This is a genomic window from Vibrio marisflavi CECT 7928, assembly GCF_921294215.1.
Classification (GTDB): domain Bacteria; phylum Pseudomonadota; class Gammaproteobacteria; order Enterobacterales; family Vibrionaceae; genus Vibrio; species Vibrio marisflavi.
The window spans coordinates 892,880-910,102 of the sequence record NZ_CAKLDM010000002.1 but is presented as its reverse complement, the minus strand read 5'-3'; the positions used below and the strand labels follow the sequence as shown (position 1 = coordinate 910,102).

Genomic DNA, 17,223 nt, shown 5'->3' with positions numbered 1-17,223 from the left:
AAAACGAAGATATTTACATAATAGGTAGTATTATAGTAGTCTCCCAACCCAAAATATTTTACCTATAGTTAACTAGAACTATCAAACAATATTTTGGAGTTTGAAATTGTTGCAGAAAAAATTATCCATCACAGTGTACGTTATACTTCTTTCACTGTTCTTTACTGTGTTTGAAAATATAGCCCTATGGAATCATATAGTTAAGCTAACGTCATCAGAACCAGTAAAGATAGGCTTTCTAATTTCTTTGCCAATCTTCGTTTTTGCAACGATGTATACTATTTTCACACTACTCGTGTGGCCTTATATATACCGTATTCTGGTCGCTTTATTAATAATACTCTCTACGCTCGTTACATACAGCATGTACAACTACGGCAATTATTTTGACTATGGAATGATTGTCAGCGTCCTCCAGACAAACTCTGCTGAATCCATGAGCTACCTTTCTAGCTCTGTTGTGGCATGGTTTATCTTTTTAGGCGTCATTCCAGCGATTATCTTTTGCTATATTTTAAAGCCTAATTTCGGTACATCAGCTATTCGACTATTTTTTGTAAAGCTCGCAAGTATTGTTGGTGCAATCCTAGTATGTGCTGTCATTGCCTTTTTCTATTACAAAGATTACGTATCCTTTATTCGAAATCACAGTGAATTGAAAGCTCTTCTCAACCCGACAGATTACATCAGTGCCACTTACCGCTACGAACATTACGAGTATGTAGATAGTAAGATACCATTTAAGAAAATCGGCCTAGACGCACAGGATACAAATAAGAGTAGCCATAAAAATATACTCGTACTCGTCGTCGGTGAAGCATCTCGCACAATGAACTATTCGCTTAACGGTTACAAAAGAGATACTAATCCAGGTTTAGCCAAACGAAATGTTATCAGTTTTAAAGATGTAAGTTCTTGTGGTACATACACTGCGCTGTCTGTTCCGTGCATGTTCTCAAACATGAATCGCTCCAACTACGACGCCACTGTTGCCCATCATGAAGATAGCCTAATGGATGTTCTTGCTCATGCAGGCCTAGATGTATCTTGGAAAGAAAACGATGGCGGCTGTAAAGGCGTTTGTGACCGCATACCTCATGTAGAAATGACTGCAAAGATCGACCCAAGCTTGTGCAAAAAAGGCACATGCTATGATGAAATCATGCTGAAGGGCTTGAAAGAGCAAATCGCTAACGCTAAAAAAGACACTGTCATTGTATTACACCTTATTGGTAGTCACGGTCCGACGTATTTAGACCGTTACCCGCCTCAATTTGAAAAGTTCAAACCAATTTGTAATACAAGCAATATTCAAGATTGTACTCGTGAGCAAGTCCGAAACACTTACGACAACACCATTCTGTATACCGATCATATTCTAAGCACTGTGATTGATACACTTAAGCAATCTGGTAGCGACAACAATACCGCTATGTTTTATCTCGCCGACCACGGGGAATCGCTAGGTGAAAACGGAGTTTACTTACATGGATTACCTTATGGTATTGCACCAATAGAACAAAAGCGTGTACCTATGATTGTCTGGATGTCGAAGATGTTTGAAAGTAACAATCACATTAACGTGCAGTGTTTAGAAAAAGCGGCGGAGCTAAAAGATACACACTCACAGGACAATTTATTCCATTCCATCTTAGGGTTAATGGATGTTAAAACCGATCTTTATAAGAAAAATTTAGATATCTTCGCTAAATGTAGAGACTAACAGATTTCAATTTCTGTAATAGCTAGCCCTCAATAAACCTATCAGGTGTTTTGAGGGCTAATTTCTCTCCCTAGAAAGATATATTGTTAGCGCTCAATTAGCCACCTTCCGCCGATCCTACAGGCAATATTTTCAATATGGCCTCTGAGTTTTTGTCTATCTGCTCTTTTGTTTTTAGTATCTTGCGATATCGATTGTTCAAAAACATCTCCGTCTGATCCGCGTAGTGTTTACTCATCGCGTTTCCAGAATTGCCAGTGGGCAAAATACTCCACGATGGTTCATTCGCAGCGAAACTCACTAGCCGCCTAGTCGAGGGAATAGATATCGCTCTATAATCATGATTTCCTTTTCTAGACTTAAATTTGTTTATCGCTGGATAACCAGAAGGGGCTGGATATGGACCTAGATTAAACAATAGATTAAGAGGCTTTACTTTGCCTAGCGGATGAGCGAACTCAACCCAGTGAACCTTACCCCAACGCCATTTCTCTATATTGCTCCCCTGCTTTGCCACGATTTCACTGATAGCCGCTTTAAAACTCTGCAAAATTGCTTCGTTCTTAGAAGTATCAAAAAACTCATTGTTGCCTGCCGCAAAGCTACCACCAGGCTTGAGATACGCCTTTAAGAAGTTCCAGTGATCTGATAAATTCATGTAACGTCTAAACTCTTCTGGGTCGAGCTTATTCGCTAGCAAATCTTTGAGTAGATGGTAGGTAGTAAATTCAAATACAGTTGGACCAACAGCATGAATTGTGTACTCTCCATCCCAGTCATTGAGCTCTTTTAACGCGTGTACTTCTGCTGGCGACAACCTTTGTTGCTGATGTTGCAACACATTCACGATAAAGCGCGACATTTTTCTGGCTTCGGTAACCATCATGTCAGTTTGAACAGTTTTTAGCTGTTCTAAGCTCCATTTATCTTTTTTGCTCAACATCTGGTTGATTCGTGCAGCTCGATCCGAAGGTGCGTAATACCCCGGAATAAGATCTAATGGCGGCGTTGGTTCGGCAGTTGGTAAGTTGTTAGCAGTAACGATAATACCCGAGCTAGGGTTCACTAAATGTGGGTTGCTCGAAAATGGCAGGTAACCTTCTATCTCATCATTCCCAGAGCTACCATCCAAAATCTCTTTTCCAGTAACTCCAGCCGAACGTACGACTAATTTTGCTGCAGCCCACCAAGCAATATTGCCTTGCCGATCAATATAAGAAATATTCAGGCCCGGAGCGGCCAGTTTTGAAATTGCCTGTCGAAACTGTTCAATATTTTTTGAATAGCTCATCCCGTACAAAACATCCAGAACGGGGTTTTCGGTATCTAGATACGTCCAATAAAGTGACACAGGCTTTCCAGTATAACCTTTTATAAAGTCACTAATAATGGGCCCATGTGGAGTAACACGAATGGTTAAAGGTTGAGGCTTTTCATCCTTTACTTTGATGGATTCCTGATAAACCTTAACCTTTGCCCATTTGCCTTTGTATTTCACTAGGTCGGGATTGTTCGAATCAAAGGTTTCTGCATATAAGTCCATGTCGTCATTTTCAAACATGGTCAAAGCCCAACTCTTATTATTTGTTTGACCTAGTAACGGAAATGGCATGAGAGGTAAGTGATAGCCGTAGTTGTTATAACCCGGATAAGATAGCTGCGCTTCATACCACGTGCCGGGGTTAGAGACACCAACATGCGGGTCATTGGCCAAAAGTGCACTACCACTCTCACTCCGTGAAGGAGCAATCACCCAAGAATTGCTACCGGTAATCGCAGGCACTATTTCATTCGCTTTCACAAACACTCGTTGCCACGAATCCTGCAGCAACGCTAAATTCTTCTCTACACTTGCCAGCTTGCGCTCACTGATGTCACCACTATTTTTGGTCACATTTGGCTGCATTATTGTTGTGTGGTTCTCTTCAAGGTACTCCGGATACAGTACCTTCATACCCTTTTCACCCAGTTTAGGTAAAAGGCGACTATACAGTGAATCTCGCTTGATACCTTGAGCAAAGGTGTACGCGACATAGCCCATTGATGCAATTGAGTCCACGCGCGTAAAAGGTTTAGGCTTTACGTTTAGAATTGTATATTCGATGGGCAACTTTTCGTTTGCGATAAAGTAGTTGATCCCCTGCAAAAAAGCATCGAGGTAAGAAAGTGCTTTGGAATTAGAATTTCCTTGCTCTGCTAAGTATTTTTCCGCTTGTTGCTTAATAAGCAGAGTGCGAAACATCTTATCGACTTTAACTGTCGACTCTCCTAGTATCTCCGACAATTCGCCTTGAGAGACTCGGCGTTGCAAATCCATTTGAAACAAGCGGTCTTGCGCCATGCTAAAACCCAACGCAAAGTACGCATCATGCGCGTTTTTCGCTTCAATATGTGGGATACCCCATTTATCGGTGACAATGTCAGCCTGCGCCTTTACGGCATTGGTTTCAACAACACCATTTTTGGTCGGCAACAGGTAATGCAGATAAGCCCAACCAGCCAAAGCCACTAAAACCAAAAATAACAAGCCTAGCCCGGCGATACGAATAGCTTTTTTCATCTAACTTCCTTATGTCGAAATCTATTCCTGCGTCTCTTCGACTTCCTGAAGACATTCGTCAAGATGCTAATAGAGAACACACTCTCGATACAGGCTTAACAAAAAGGCAAAATCAGATATCCAACTTAGTTCAAACTAAATTGGAATATCATGTAATTTCAAATGACTAACGATTGGTAGCTCAATTAAGTGAGGGCAATTATTTGTTACAGAGAGTATTGAGGCTTACAGCCAACAGAATTTGGAGCCTAGGCTTGTTTAAACTTTACTAGCTCCAAATTTCTGTGTTTTCATCCATCGCTCATTAATCAGTACGACGTACCATCAATTTTACGAACTGGGGTAGTTGAAAGAATCTCGCTTTCAGCCATTCTCATATTTACTGCGAAAATGTCTTCTGAGCACTTGTCTGTTGTTACATAGTGCGTTAAACAGCCGCATAAGTTGCAACGGTGAAATTCGACTTCTTTGTCCCCCCAACAATAGAATGCAGTGTTCTCTTTTAGGGTGATTTGGACTTGCTCAGGAGAAAAGTATGCCCACAAAGCTGCATAACGACGACAAATAGAACAGTTACATTCGCCTACTTCTTTAGGCAACACCTTTAGGTCTAAGCGAACCCTTCCACAGTGACATGTTAACTCCATAGCGTTACTCCCTTTTACAGCTGGTGCTGTTTAAAATCCAAAACAAACACTTAAAGCTCTCATATCATGCCGCCTGTTACCGATTACTTCAATTTAAAATCAATAGGTTAGTTATCATATTGAGAAGTTGGGCCGTTCGATGAAACATAATGGCTACTTTCTAAAAAGGCGACTCTTAGCTCGAATACATCGCCCTAGCTAAGCCTCGAACTCGCTCTTGGAATATTGGTTGCACTTTAGCTACGTATATCTGCCGCAACTAAAACACTCTGGCCGCTAGCTCTGCTACGCATCCTCAAAACGTAATCCAATAGTTTGGGATATACTGAAAACAGATCCTTGGCATGGGGGAACTTTTCTAGATAATCAACAATAGGTGTGAGCAACGCATCTGCTATGCTGTAGCGCTCACCACATATAAAAGTGCTGTTTCCTAACTGTTGATTCAAGATTCCAAAGCTTTCCTCAGCTTTGGGTTTAGCCTGCTCTATTCTATCCCAACGAATTTCTCCATCCTCCCCCCTTGGGAAGCTAAATTCTATTAAGTAGTCTCTTATAAGAGCCTTATCAATATAGGTAGAGGTTGCTGCACACCACTGATCAACAATGGCTCGGTCGTAGTGTTGACTGGGCTGGAGTTGTTTACCTAAGAACTCACTATCTAGATAACGGCAAATTGTCGCAGTTTCAAAAACTTGACGATCACCATGCAGTAGAATTGGAAGCTTACCAAAAGGGTGTAATGAGTAATGATCACTCCCTTTGAATTCTAGTTTTTTATCTGGGAGATCGAAGCCAAGACTATAAGAGATCCCTTTTTCTTCACAGCACAAAGCAACTGAGCGAACAAAAGAACTGTACTGGGGGCCAATAATATGAACATCTGCCAACATATTGTAACTCCATAATTTTTTATCGTGCTCCCATGTTAGAATTAGCCAAAATATGTTCAAGAACATATTTTATTTCGCATTAAAATTACTCTCCTGTTCCTTTCAATTTAAAAGAGATCTAAGATGCCTTGGAAGCCACAACACACGCTTGATACACGAGAAAAGATCCTATCAAGTGCCGCTGAATTATTTACCCATAGAGGCTATGATGGCGTTGGAATCGACGAAATTATGTCTGACGCTGGATTAACTCGAGGGGTATTTTATAAGTATTTCTCTAGCAAGTCAGACCTCTATTGTGACGCGATTCTGAAGGCAGCACAGTATAGCCGCAGCCAGTTGTTGCTTCATTGCAAGGGTGACGGCGGGCTACTTGAGCAAGTCGAGCAATATCTCAGTGTCGAGCACAGAGAAGGAAAGCTAGCATATTGTCCTTTAGCTTATTTGGTAACAGACATTGCTCATCAGGATGAAAAAATAAGAGACACTTACACTCAAATATTTCGTCGATTTGTAATACAACTTCAAGAGCAAGCTAGCGATCAAGTTAACCATGAAAAAGCGATACAATCTGCAGTAATGATGATTGGTGGGTTGGCTATATCTCGGGCGCTGAATGATGAAAGTTTGGCTAAAGAAGTTCTCTTATCTTGTCAGCAGCAAATAGAGACGAAAAACGACCAACTAGAATACAGTGAATAAGGGCGAAGAAGCGCCCTATTTTTCAGTGCTTCAATAGCTTACTCGTTGGATAAAGGTGTTCCAATACCACCAATGACCACATATCGGTCAAACTGTTGTCAACGTTTTTGCTGGTAGCCAACCTACCAGCCCTTGTTCATTTCTTACTAAAAACCAATCGTTCAATTCGTGTATCAATATAACTATCTCACCCACAATAGTATCCAGCTCCCGAGCACTATAATTATGAGTCGCTATACCAACTGAAGATCCCATTTCAAAGTCGATATACTGGATTGGGGCCCAACCGACATTACCATCAAAGGTTGTTACGCGAATCCAGCCCGCATATTCTGTATCTAATTTTCCCAACGTAACCGTATCTCCAAAAGAGAAAGTTATAGGGGTGGGATAGTTTGATTTATGCTCAGTTATTGAAATAAGCTTCGTCATCCATGCTTCCCTCGTAAGCCAATCAGGTTTCCAATAGGATCTTCAACTTGACATATTGTTAGCGTAAATCCATTTGGTAGCAATCGAAGGTGTGGTTGTACTGTTGGTGTTTCCGAACATAGTGCATTCCTAACTTCTTCAGTATATGGCTTGAAGCCTTGTTCTCTGACATTGCAGTACCATATATGGTTTTGACATCCATGTGTTTACGTGCATATTCTATGCATGCTTGAGTGGCTTCAGTAGCGATACCTTGCCCCCAATAATCTGGGTGAAACCGGTATCCTAAATCGACCCCATTAATACGTGGCTCATTTTTGAAGCCGCAGAACCCTATAACTTTCTCTGTTGTTTTTAAGACAACGGCCCAGCGAGCAAAACCCACCTCTGTATATTGCTTTAACCAAACGTTCTCAATTATGGACTTGGCATCTTCAACTATCTTGCATAGGTCTGCATCACCTGTGTACTTAGTAACTTCAGCTGGCAAGTTGAAGTAGAGAACATCTTCAGCGTCCGCTAGCATAAACTCACGAATTATCAGCCTCGGAGTTTCGAGAATAATTTTCATATCAGCCCTTATATATTCATCTGACCTTTACTATACGTAACACAAGAACAGCGCAAATATTTTACGCATGCTAGGTTTGTGAGCCGAAGCCCATAAGGTAATACCGTCCTAGACTGTCAACACCAGTTTCTAATCTGACGAAACCAGATGATTCATAAAAACCAACAGCTTGTACATTTTCAACCATACATTTGAGACTCAAGCGACCACACAGCCCTACTGCTTAATCAAGCAGGCAAGACCCAATACCCTTCCCTTAGTGCTCATCTGACACATATAAGTGATGAACGAAATTTTCTGGCTCCCAAATAGAAATAAAACCGACGACATGCTCACCAACTAAAGCAACCAAAATTCGCTCCCCTTCGGTATCTAGCTCAAAGTCTGCGAGAGAATAACCACTAGTGTCCAACCACGAAAATGTGGAAGTTCTCCCATTTAAATAGAGCTCACTTACGGCATTTAACAAATCACCATTATATTCCTTGATTTTCATATATTCCTATTAAAAGCGATAACGAGCAAACTTGATTACAGAGTAAAGTCCGGTTTTATTAGAATAGGTTATCTCTCGCGTAGCTAATTACTGCTTTAGAAAGCTCTTGAAGTATGCCGCTTTCAAGCTGCCAATGATGCCAGTAAAGCTTTTGATTTAAGGAAAGGTCAGGAGTGATATTCACTAAATCCCCTTCTGCTAGCTCTCGTTCTATTTGGATTTTAGGTATTAAGCAATAAGCAACGTCAGATAGTGCCAATTTAACAAATGCTTCAGAACTTCGTACAACATGCTTAACTATATGACTAGTTGATAATTGAAAATTCTGTTGAAGAAACCTTTCATGCATATAGTCATGTTGGTCAAAAACAACGGCCGGTGCATGGGCTAGAGTTTCTCTCGTTACGCCATTCGAAAAATGACGTTGATAAAAGTGCTTACTTGCAACACACAAATACTCCATATTGCCTAGCAAAATGGCGTCACAACTCGGTACAGGATTAGAGTTTGTGCTTATAGCTGCTGTTACCTCACCACTGCGTAACTTCTCCAAAGTTCTACCTTCGTCCTCAACCACCAATTTTAGCTCAATCCGATTGGTTAAAAGAATATTTTTTAGGCTTGGGAGCAACCAAGTCGCTAGGGTATCAGCATTAGTTGCAACCGATACGGACAAAGTTGTTTCCGAGGTTTTACTACTAATCGATGGTAATAAATCCTGCTCCAATAACTTAACTCTGCGATAAAGGCCTAGTAGTTTTTCTCCCGCAACGGTTGCCCTAGGTGGCTGTTCGCGAACGAGAACCGGCTGCGATAACCACTTTTCCAATTGCTTTATTCTTTGTGAAATTGCTGACTGAGATACACAAAGCTCTTCTGCAGCTTTTTCAAAGCTCCTTAGGCGAATAATAGCATCCAATGTCTCTATCCCTCGATAATCTAGTCCCTTCATAACTTCCCCTTACAGACATTAGTAAAACTTATACTTCATTAATATTATTAGTTATACTTAACACATTGCGCTAAGTAGACTAGTGAAAAGTAAATCATTCGTCTATCGCAAGGGAAACAAATGAACTATTGGATATGGCTGCAAGGCTTCGGGTTAGGAGCTAGTATGATTATTCCTATCGGTGCACAAAATGCCTACGTGCTAAATCAAGGAATACAACGAAATCATCACTTAACTACCGCTGCGATATGTAGCTTTTTCGATGTTCTATTTATTTCTCTAGGAGTATTTGGCGGTGGAGCAATTTTGGCTCAGCATGAATTACTGTTGCTATTCGTCACTATCGGCGGTGTCGCATTCCTCGTTTACTATGGCTATCTCTCACTAAGAAGTGCTTTCGAGGATGTTAAAGGAGTGACCTCCGTTAAACATAATGTGAAAGGAAGACGCTCCGTTATGCTTGGGGCGCTAGCCGTTACTGTACTTAACCCTCATGTGTATCTGGATACAATCGTTGTACTTGGTTCAATTGGCGGTCAACTCGACCATGACAACAGAGTTTCTTTTGCCCTCGGCACTACTATGGCCTCGTTTATTTGGTTTTATGGGCTGTCTATTGGAGCAGCAAAATTTGCGCCTATACTTACCAAGCCTACAGTAAAAAGAAGTATCGATATTGGTGTTGCCACTATTATGTTTGTAATAGCAGCAACACTACTTAAATCACTTTGGTTACAGTACCTTTAAGTTTAATCTGAGTTCTGTGTTTACCTAGCTATTTAGGAGCTATATACATCATTGGCTTTTTCAATGATGTAATCTAGCGCACCGACAATAGCAGCCACTTGAGCGTCATTGCATTCTTCATCATCAACTTTTGGGCTGTCTGGGTACACTTCCGTTGTGGTGCCAAATTTACATTCTGTCATACCACCGCAAAGACCAAGTTTTTTCATTGGGTAATTAATGACACCAGTTTGTGTGACTTCAGAACCAATAATTTCGCCATTCTCGTCAGCTGGCGCTATGTGAGTGACTTTGCTTACCGATTCAATCACTGCTTTTTGAAACGCTGGAACTGGGTTTTCGCTGTCTCCTACCGTATAGAAACCATCTGGAACCGTACCTTTGACATAATCAATTCCATCTCGCGCGGCGAGTGCCGGGCGAAACTCAGTCTCATCAGTATCGGTCGTCTCATGTAGATCGATATGAGCAAGAATATCGATGCCTTGCACTCTGTGCATTATAAAGGCAGCTTCTTCTGAAGGCGTATCCGCATAGAATGAACGATTGGGATCAACGGCATTCGGGTTCCATCGATTAATGGTTTCGTAACCCCAAGGACTGATACAAGGAGCAATAAGAAAGTTAAATTGGTTTAAATATTGGCCAGCTTTATCTTTAGCGAATTTTAATGCTCCATGTACACCGCTGGTTTCGTAACCATGAACCCCACCAGTGATCAAAATGCTTGGCTTTTTATCATCCCAGTTTTGAGACTGCAGACAGTACAATGAATATCGTTCGGTATCGTAGGAGAGTGCACCGTAGTTGTCGATATCAAAAATGTTCTCAAGCGACTTAATTTTACTCACAACCTCGTTTTGATAACTGCGGTGGATCTTGGTACTTTGTAACCACTGGTGACGCTCCTTGTCTTCCCAAGGTTTTCCTTGCGTTCCAATTGGGTAAAAAACGTTATCTTTCATAATTGTTATTCTTTGTGTGGGAATACGTTAATCAGTATTTTCTACTATCATTCTGCTCCCGTCTATAAATGACAGAATGGAGCTCAAAATCTGCATTGTTCAACGACTGGTATATTGATATTCAATGACTGCTGTATAGGCGCTATCTGAGGAAGAACTAGGGAGAGGGAATAGGCACTCTTACGTTATTAAACGGTTGAGTGCCTATGGTTTGTTTTAGCTAAAACCCTGTTCCTGTTGCTGTGTACTTTTTAAAAATTTTGTCCAACTCTCCGTCGGCTTTTAGTTTGTCTAAACCTTTATTGATTGTTTCGACAAGTTGCGCAGAGCGAGGTGAACCCTTAGAAACCCAAGCATAGAATTTTGTTTTTGGTAGCTCGTTTAAGACTGCATATTTAATATCAGGCGTAAACGTAACTTGGCCAACTAAATTACCACCCAGAATCGGTTCAACTGCACTTAGGAAAATATCACAGCGTCCAGCGCTAAGCTTTTGTAGAACCGTTTTTGGTGACTTCGCTCTGGTATCGATTTCTACCGTTAGACCATTTTTCTGGTACACCTCGTAGTTGTAACCTCCGATACCGCACACCTTGTATTTGTTCAAGTCTCCAACACTTTTTACATCAGGCCCATTGGGGAATTTTTTCGTACTGTATAGATAGCCTTGGTTCGTTTGATAGAATGCCTCAGTACGGATGTATTTTTTCATTCGTTCATCGTTAGAACTTCCATCCATAAAAAGCTCAAACTGACCTTTGCTAGCGTAATTCTGAACCTCATCAAGACAGCGTTTCCACGGGATCATTTTTACTTCAACCTTCATCCCTGCGTCCTTGAATATCACGTTTATTGCATCGTAACTCGCACCAACAAGTGATGACTTATCGGCTTTCCCATTGTCTCTGGGGTGAAATGTGTAAGGCGGCCATTCAGCATTGTCATTACATATATTCACGACCTGCGCCATGGCAGGAAACCCAATTAGAGCAAATAAAAACACTACTACACGATACCCGTACTTATTCATTATTCTCTCCTTAGAATGAACGTGATCTAAGTGTAGACGATCAAAGCGATCTTCAAATAAAAAGGACAATAGAAGCTGCGAAGCGCTTTAGTTCATAGAATCGCTATAGCTTTTGATAGCTAAATTAGAAGAGAGAAGGTAAAAAACTATATAGCTATCGAGACTTTACTACTTCTGTAAATAGTCAATGCAGTAGCATTTTGTACAAACATTCATAACAACCTACCTATATCCATCCTGTTTAAATTGTGCTGTAAAGCACATATATGTCCATTAATTGCATTGAATCGCTACAAATCAAACCTAGATCTCAAATTCTCTTCGCGAAAAAACTTATCTTCATCACAAATGAGAGCGCTCACATTTGTGACATACAACTAATCTAATCACTATTAAGGACCAATTATGAACAAGATACTTCTTTGCTGTGCAGCAGGCATGTCAACTAGCATGTTAGTAAAAAAAATGCTTGATTCAGCAACGAGCCGACAACTAGAGGTCGAAATCAATGCAGTTTCTGTCTCAGAAATCGAAGCTCATATTGGCAACTACGACGTTGTTCTGCTTGGTCCTCAAGTTAAATATGAGCAAGCAAGAATCACCGAACTCGCTGAGCCATTGAATAAGAAGGTCTCTGTCATCAACATGCTTGATTACGGCACGATGCGTGGAGACAAAGTGTTAGACAGTGCCCTAGAACTTATCAACTAATTAAACCTACCCCTAGACCTATTGGCCTAAAGTGTTGCACCGCTTTAGCGCCAACTGGGTCTATCTTCTCAATCGACGTCTTTTCGTTCAGGAGCTTCTGATGGGTCTTTATTCTTCGATGATGAATGTGGTTGAAAATCGCATTGCGCCAATAGCGACTAAAGTTGGCACGCAACCACACATCATTGCGATTCGAGATGGCTTTATCTCTGCTATGCCTTTTTTAATCGTCGGTAGTATCATGCTTATTGTGGCAAACCCGCCTTTTAGTGCCGACACAACCTCAACTTTTGGCCATTTTTGGGTACAACTCGCTAAGCACCATTGGGGCACAATTACCATGCCCTATTTCATGACAATGGGCCTGATGAGTGTATTCGTTAGCATTGGCACAGCCTACAGCTTAGCAAAGCATTACAAACTAGATGGCTTAACGGCGGCAATGCTATCACTGATGGCTTTTCTGCTTGCCTCTGCACCGCAAATTAACAACAACATGTCTATGGAGTTCCTAGGAGGCAAAGGCGTATTTACTGCTATTATTTGCGCCATTTGGTCTGTGGAACTGATTCGCCTGCTAAAAAAGTACAACGTCACAATAAAAATGCCTGAGCAGGTTCCTCCTGCTATCGCTCGCTCTTTCGAGCTACTGTATCCTGTCATCGGCATCATGTTGACCGTGTACCCTATTAGCCTTTTCTTGCAAAGCGAGTACGGCATGCTGCTACCAGCGGCGGTAATGGAAGCCTTCCACCCTCTCATTGCTATGGGTGACAGCCTCCCAGCCATTCTGGTTGCAGTTACTATTGCTAACCTACTTTGGTTTGCCGGTATTCACGGTGACAACATTGTCACAGGGCTACTTAACCCAATTTTCATGGCAAATATCGCCGCAAACGCAGCACTCATTACTCACGGTGCTCAAGCTACACATATTTTAACGGCTCCGTATTGGTCATTCTATTTGTGTATTGGTGGCTCTGGTTCTACGTTGGTGCTAGCCTTCATGTATCTGCGCAGCCGCTCAATCCATCTAAGAACAATCGGCAAGTTGAGCGTTGTACCTGCTATTTTCAATATCAATGAGCCTTTGATATTTGGCTCCCCGGTGGTGATGAACCCAATAATGTTTATCCCGCTTCTGCTTGTCCCTATCGTCAATGTATTGATCAGCTATGCAGCTCTAAACATGCACTTAGTCGAAACAATGATTGCAATGGCACCATGGACCACTCCTGCTCCAATAGGCGCAATGATTTCTGCCTCTTGGGACTATCGAGCCTTTGTTCTCGTGATCGCTCTAATCGTCGTCGATTGCCTAATTTGGTATCCATTCTTCAAAGCTTATGAAAGGCAGCTTTGTAAAGAAGAAGTGGCTACCGAAGAAGCCAAAAATTCTGAAGTTTGCTCAAATGCAACCTCATCGGCCAACGCCTAGTAACACCGAAGGAAATTAAAATGGACACTACAATCTCTACCCCAAATCTTGAAGCCGATAACTTGGATAGTATCGACCTTGAATCCACCATTATGGAGCTACTTGTCACCTCAGGTAGCGCACGTAGCTGCGCTTTAATGGCGATTCAAAGTGCAAGAAACGATGACTTTGACCAAGCCCAACAGCTGATAAACGAATCAAAGGAAGCGGTTAACGAAGCCCATAAAGTGCAAACACAACTGATTGGGTTAGATGAAGGAAGCGGCAAGTTACCTACGACCTTAATTCTCGTTCATGCACAAGACCACCTAATGAACGCCATGGTTATTCAAGATTTAGCTACTGACATGATTGAGTTGTATAAGCGTACATCAAACCAGCAAGGAGAAGCGAAATGAAGACAGCAAAAATTACTATCATCGGCGGCGGAAGCAGCTACACTCCTGAGCTCATTGAGGGTTTGATTCAACGCTGGAAACTCATTCCACTTCACGAACTAGCGCTCGTAGACGTTGAAGCAGGAAAACATAAACTTGAGACCATTGCTGCTTTAAGTCGCAGAATGTTGGACAAATCTGGTTTAGAGCAAGTCAAAATCAGTACTCACTACAATGCCGAAGAAGCGATTCCCGGTTCAGACTATGTTTTGACTCAGCTACGTGTGGGTCAATTGCCTGCTCGCGCTGCCGATGAAAGGTTAGGTTTGAAATACAACCTTCTTGGCCAAGAAACCACAGGTGTTGGTGGATTTGCAAAAGCACTTCGCACTGTACCTGTGATGCTAAATATCGCTAAGTTAGTGGAAAAATTGGCACCAAAAGCTTGGATTATTAACTTCACTAACCCAGCTGGTATTGTTACTGAAGCAGTATCTCGCTACACAAATGCGAAGATCATTGGTTTGTGTAATGTACCGATTACGATGCATCACATGATTGCTAACATGCTTGATGCAAAGTATGAAGACATACAACTGCGTTTCGCTGGACTCAACCACATGGTTTGGGCTCATGAAGTCACACACAAAGGTGAAAACATCACTAAAAATGTCATCGATCTACTTTGCAACGGTGCCGAGTTGACGATGAACAATATAAAAGAAGAACCTTGGGAGCCTAACTTTTTAAGGGCTTTGAATGCCATTCCTTGTCCGTATCATCGTTACTTCTACCAAACTAAGGCGATGCTCACTGACGAGATAGATCAGGCGAAAAATGAAGGAACACGTGCAGAACAGGTGATGAAGGTTGAAGAAGAGCTGTTTGAGATTTATGCAGACCAAAACCTATGTGAGAAACCAGAGCAGCTAAGTTTCAGAGGTGGCTCATTTTATTCCCAAGTTGCTATCGAGCTTATCTGTGCCATTCATAACAATTTAGGTACTCGCCTCACGGTAAATACCCAAAATAATGGCACAATATCAGGGCTTCCAGATGATGCAGTGATAGAAACCGACTGTATTGTAGATAGCCAAGGAGCTCACCCATTAGCATTTGGTCATTTACCTCCAGCAATGCATGGGTTAACGGCGCAAATCAAAGGTTTTGAACGCCTGACTATCGAAGCAGCAGTGCATGGCGATAAAGAATCAGCACTTCTAGCATTAGTCACCAACCCTTTAATTGGCGACGCAGAAATTGCCAAATCACTGCTCGAAGACGTGTTGGAAACAAATAGTGCTTATTTGCCACAATTTGAGTAATTAATACAGGAGTTAACAACGTATGGCGACTTTAGAAGATGTCGCGGCTTTAGCCGGAGTTTCAAGAGCCACTGTTTCAAGAGTCGTCAACGGCGAAAACAAAGTTAGAACTAAAACCAAACAGTTAGTAGAAAAGGCCATAGCCGAACTCGGTTATGCGCCTAACTTAGCTGCAAAATCATTAGCTTCAAATAAGAGCCATACGCTAGGACTTGTGACCACCTCGTATTTGGGTGCTTTCTTTGGCAGTTTAATGGATAACGTTCAAAGTGAGGCCGACTCGCACCATAAACAATTACTTGTGATGAAAGGTCGTGGCAGTGCCGAGAATGAGCTGGACGCGATTCACAAGCTTTATAACATGAACTGCGACGGCCTTATATTGCACGTTAGAGCACTACGTGACGAGCAGCTTCTTGATTTAGCTAGCAAAGACAAAGCGTTTATATTGCTAGATAGAGAAATAGAGGGGCTAGAAGATCGATGTGTATCGTTTGATCACCGATATGCGAGCCAGCTGGCAACCGAGTTTTGTATTGAAAAAGGCCACAGCAAAATCGCTTGTATCAGCGGACCAGATTCTCGGAGCTCGAGTCAACTTAGAAAGCAAGGTTTTCTCGATGCTATGAGCAATGCCGGCTTGACTCCCACTGTATCTTTAGCCGGAGAATACGACTTGCCAAGTGGCTATCAGCTCACCTGCGAAATATTACAAAGAAATATACCTACCGCCATTTATTGCTGTAATGAAGAGATGGCAGTTGGAGCACTACTTGCTATTTCAGAGCGCGGCCTACGTGTTCCAGATGATATTTCTGTGATTTGCTATGACAGTGGTGAGAGAGCAGACTACGTAACACCAAAGCTCACTAGCTTACATTTCCCAATCACGTCAATGGCCAGAGAAGCCACACGTAAACTAGTCAATCCGGATATGAAGCTGGAGATGCACCCGCCTAAGATCATCGACCGCGGTTCCGTTCGACAAATATAAAAGCTCAAATATAAGAACTATTGAGGCCTAATTTAAGCCTCAATAGTTTCTAGAATCGTATGCCCAATGCAGTAGCGCTTGTCTTTGCTTTGGCCTGCAACGATGGTTATACATTTCGCAGTTCTTGCGTACAGCCATTTCATGACGCTTAAAGGCTTTCCACCTTTTGATTTGCCTATCATCTTCTTCTGCTATGCGTCTGCCCATAAAATATCGACAATACCATTGGAACCATCCTCTTGGATCTTGCTCGTAAACCCAACCTTTACGTTGCCATTCGGCAAGCGGTTGTGAAGCATCTACGGAATAGTAATTGAGGGAAATATCTTTTCTTTCGGGGCTTAACTTAGCGTTAACGAACCAATCTTCAGGAAACTCTTTTCGACAATCGGTCAGGTATTTTCCACCAAAAACACCAAGCTCCAACATCTGTTTTGGTGTCAATTCTGGTTTAAACTGGTCATCAAAGTGCTGACCCATTGGCTCTGAAAGGTAATACTGATACCCGCGTTGCATCTTGTCGTTAACGATCACCTTCATTAGCTCACCTCCCCTATTACAACATTAAGCTCAAGCTAATTAACAATAACAGATTGAGGAGTAATAGGATGAAAGATTCACTAAGTAAAATGCGACAAACCAAACAGCTCGCATGCAAAC

General features: G+C 41.8%; 18 protein-coding genes. 8 read left to right on the top strand and 10 right to left on the bottom strand.

The window, feature by feature from the left end; all coding sequences use genetic code 11:
• The first annotated feature begins 100 nt into the window (after nt 1–100).
• Nucleotides 101–1,723: a phosphoethanolamine transferase gene (locus L7A31_RS10930; protein ID WP_354003814.1), complete on the top strand. Its 1,623-nt coding sequence runs from the start codon at nt 101–103 to the stop codon at nt 1,721–1,723.
• A 97-nt stretch (nt 1,724–1,820) separates the two neighbouring features.
• Here the strand turns inward: L7A31_RS10930 and L7A31_RS10925 are convergent, their stop codons facing one another.
• The 3 genes from L7A31_RS10925 to L7A31_RS10915 form a co-directional block, all read right to left on the bottom strand.
• Nucleotides 1,821–4,283 (bottom strand): penicillin acylase family protein, encoded by a 2,463-nt coding sequence (locus L7A31_RS10925; RefSeq protein ID WP_237361546.1) that lies wholly within the window; start codon nt 4,281–4,283, stop codon nt 1,821–1,823.
• A gap of 308 nt (nt 4,284–4,591) precedes the next feature.
• Nucleotides 4,592–4,930, bottom strand: coding sequence for a GFA family protein (locus L7A31_RS10920; RefSeq protein WP_237361545.1), 339 nt, complete (start codon nt 4,928–4,930; stop codon nt 4,592–4,594).
• A 236-nt stretch (nt 4,931–5,166) separates the two neighbouring features.
• Nucleotides 5,167–5,823: a glutathione S-transferase family protein gene (locus L7A31_RS10915; protein ID WP_237361544.1), complete on the bottom strand. Its 657-nt coding sequence runs from the start codon at nt 5,821–5,823 to the stop codon at nt 5,167–5,169.
• A gap of 123 nt (nt 5,824–5,946) precedes the next feature.
• Here L7A31_RS10915 and L7A31_RS10910 point away from each other — a divergent pair, with 123 nt between their 5' ends.
• Complete coding sequence (locus tag L7A31_RS10910) at nt 5,947–6,525, top strand: TetR/AcrR family transcriptional regulator (protein ID WP_237361543.1); 579 nt, start codon at nt 5,947–5,949, stop codon at nt 6,523–6,525.
• Nucleotides 6,526–6,612: 87 nt separating this feature from the next.
• On the opposite strand, the gene L7A31_RS10905 is transcribed toward L7A31_RS10910, so the two are convergent.
• The 4 genes from L7A31_RS10905 to L7A31_RS10890 all read right to left on the bottom strand — a co-directional run bounded on the left by L7A31_RS10905 (nt 6,613) and on the right by L7A31_RS10890 (nt 8,976).
• Nucleotides 6,613–6,957 (bottom strand): SH3 domain-containing protein, encoded by a 345-nt coding sequence (locus L7A31_RS10905; protein ID WP_237361542.1) that lies wholly within the window; start codon nt 6,955–6,957, stop codon nt 6,613–6,615.
• A gap of 58 nt (nt 6,958–7,015) precedes the next feature.
• Nucleotides 7,016–7,528 carry a GNAT family N-acetyltransferase gene (locus L7A31_RS10900; RefSeq protein WP_237361541.1) on the bottom strand — a complete coding sequence of 171 codons (513 nt, stop codon included), beginning with the start codon at nt 7,526–7,528 and terminating at the stop codon, nt 7,016–7,018.
• A gap of 256 nt (nt 7,529–7,784) precedes the next feature.
• A complete protein-coding gene (locus L7A31_RS10895) occupies nt 7,785–8,024 on the bottom strand; it encodes a hypothetical protein (RefSeq protein ID WP_237361540.1) in 240 nt (79 codons plus the stop codon).
• 58 nt (nt 8,025–8,082) lie between these two features.
• Nucleotides 8,083–8,976: a LysR family transcriptional regulator ArgP gene (locus tag L7A31_RS10890; RefSeq protein ID WP_237361539.1), complete on the bottom strand. Its 894-nt coding sequence runs from the start codon at nt 8,974–8,976 to the stop codon at nt 8,083–8,085.
• A gap of 120 nt (nt 8,977–9,096) precedes the next feature.
• Between L7A31_RS10890 and L7A31_RS10885 the strand changes: the two genes are divergently transcribed.
• Complete coding sequence (locus tag L7A31_RS10885; protein WP_237361538.1) at nt 9,097–9,723, top strand: LysE/ArgO family amino acid transporter; 627 nt, start codon at nt 9,097–9,099, stop codon at nt 9,721–9,723.
• A gap of 32 nt (nt 9,724–9,755) precedes the next feature.
• Here L7A31_RS10885 and L7A31_RS10880 read toward each other — a convergent pair whose 3' ends face one another.
• Nucleotides 9,756–10,688, bottom strand: a complete 933-nt coding sequence (locus L7A31_RS10880; RefSeq protein WP_237361537.1) for a M14 family metallopeptidase — start codon at nt 10,686–10,688, stop codon at nt 9,756–9,758.
• A 220-nt stretch (nt 10,689–10,908) separates the two neighbouring features.
• Nucleotides 10,909–11,718: a substrate-binding periplasmic protein gene (locus tag L7A31_RS10875; RefSeq protein ID WP_237361536.1), complete on the bottom strand. Its 810-nt coding sequence runs from the start codon at nt 11,716–11,718 to the stop codon at nt 10,909–10,911.
• A 405-nt stretch (nt 11,719–12,123) separates the two neighbouring features.
• On the opposite strand from L7A31_RS10875, the gene L7A31_RS10870 reads away from it, so the two are divergent.
• The 5 genes from L7A31_RS10870 to L7A31_RS10850 all read left to right on the top strand — a co-directional run bounded on the left by L7A31_RS10870 (nt 12,124) and on the right by L7A31_RS10850 (nt 16,563).
• Nucleotides 12,124–12,429 (top strand): PTS sugar transporter subunit IIB, encoded by a 306-nt coding sequence (locus L7A31_RS10870; RefSeq protein WP_237361535.1) that lies wholly within the window; start codon nt 12,124–12,126, stop codon nt 12,427–12,429.
• Nucleotides 12,430–12,529: 100 nt separating this feature from the next.
• The gene (locus L7A31_RS10865) at nt 12,530–13,867 is read left to right on the top strand and encodes a PTS sugar transporter subunit IIC (RefSeq protein ID WP_237361534.1); all 1,338 of its coding nucleotides are present in this window, start codon (nt 12,530–12,532) and stop codon (nt 13,865–13,867) included.
• A gap of 20 nt (nt 13,868–13,887) precedes the next feature.
• A complete protein-coding gene (locus L7A31_RS10860; RefSeq protein ID WP_237361533.1) occupies nt 13,888–14,265 on the top strand; it encodes a PTS lactose/cellobiose transporter subunit IIA in 378 nt (125 codons plus the stop codon).
• Nucleotides 14,262–15,569: a 6-phospho-beta-glucosidase gene (locus L7A31_RS10855; protein ID WP_237361532.1), complete on the top strand. Its 1,308-nt coding sequence runs from the start codon at nt 14,262–14,264 to the stop codon at nt 15,567–15,569. The genes L7A31_RS10860 and L7A31_RS10855 overlap by 4 nt, the downstream gene beginning before the upstream one ends.
• A 22-nt stretch (nt 15,570–15,591) precedes the next feature.
• On the top strand, nt 15,592–16,563 hold the full coding sequence (locus L7A31_RS10850; RefSeq protein ID WP_237361531.1) for a LacI family DNA-binding transcriptional regulator: 972 nt from the start codon (nt 15,592–15,594) through the stop codon (nt 16,561–16,563).
• Nucleotides 16,564–16,602: 39 nt separating this feature from the next.
• On the opposite strand, the gene L7A31_RS10845 is transcribed toward L7A31_RS10850, so the two are convergent.
• Nucleotides 16,603–17,103 (bottom strand): hypothetical protein, encoded by a 501-nt coding sequence (locus tag L7A31_RS10845; protein ID WP_237361530.1) that lies wholly within the window; start codon nt 17,101–17,103, stop codon nt 16,603–16,605.
• Nucleotides 17,104–17,223: the final 120 nt, after the last annotated feature.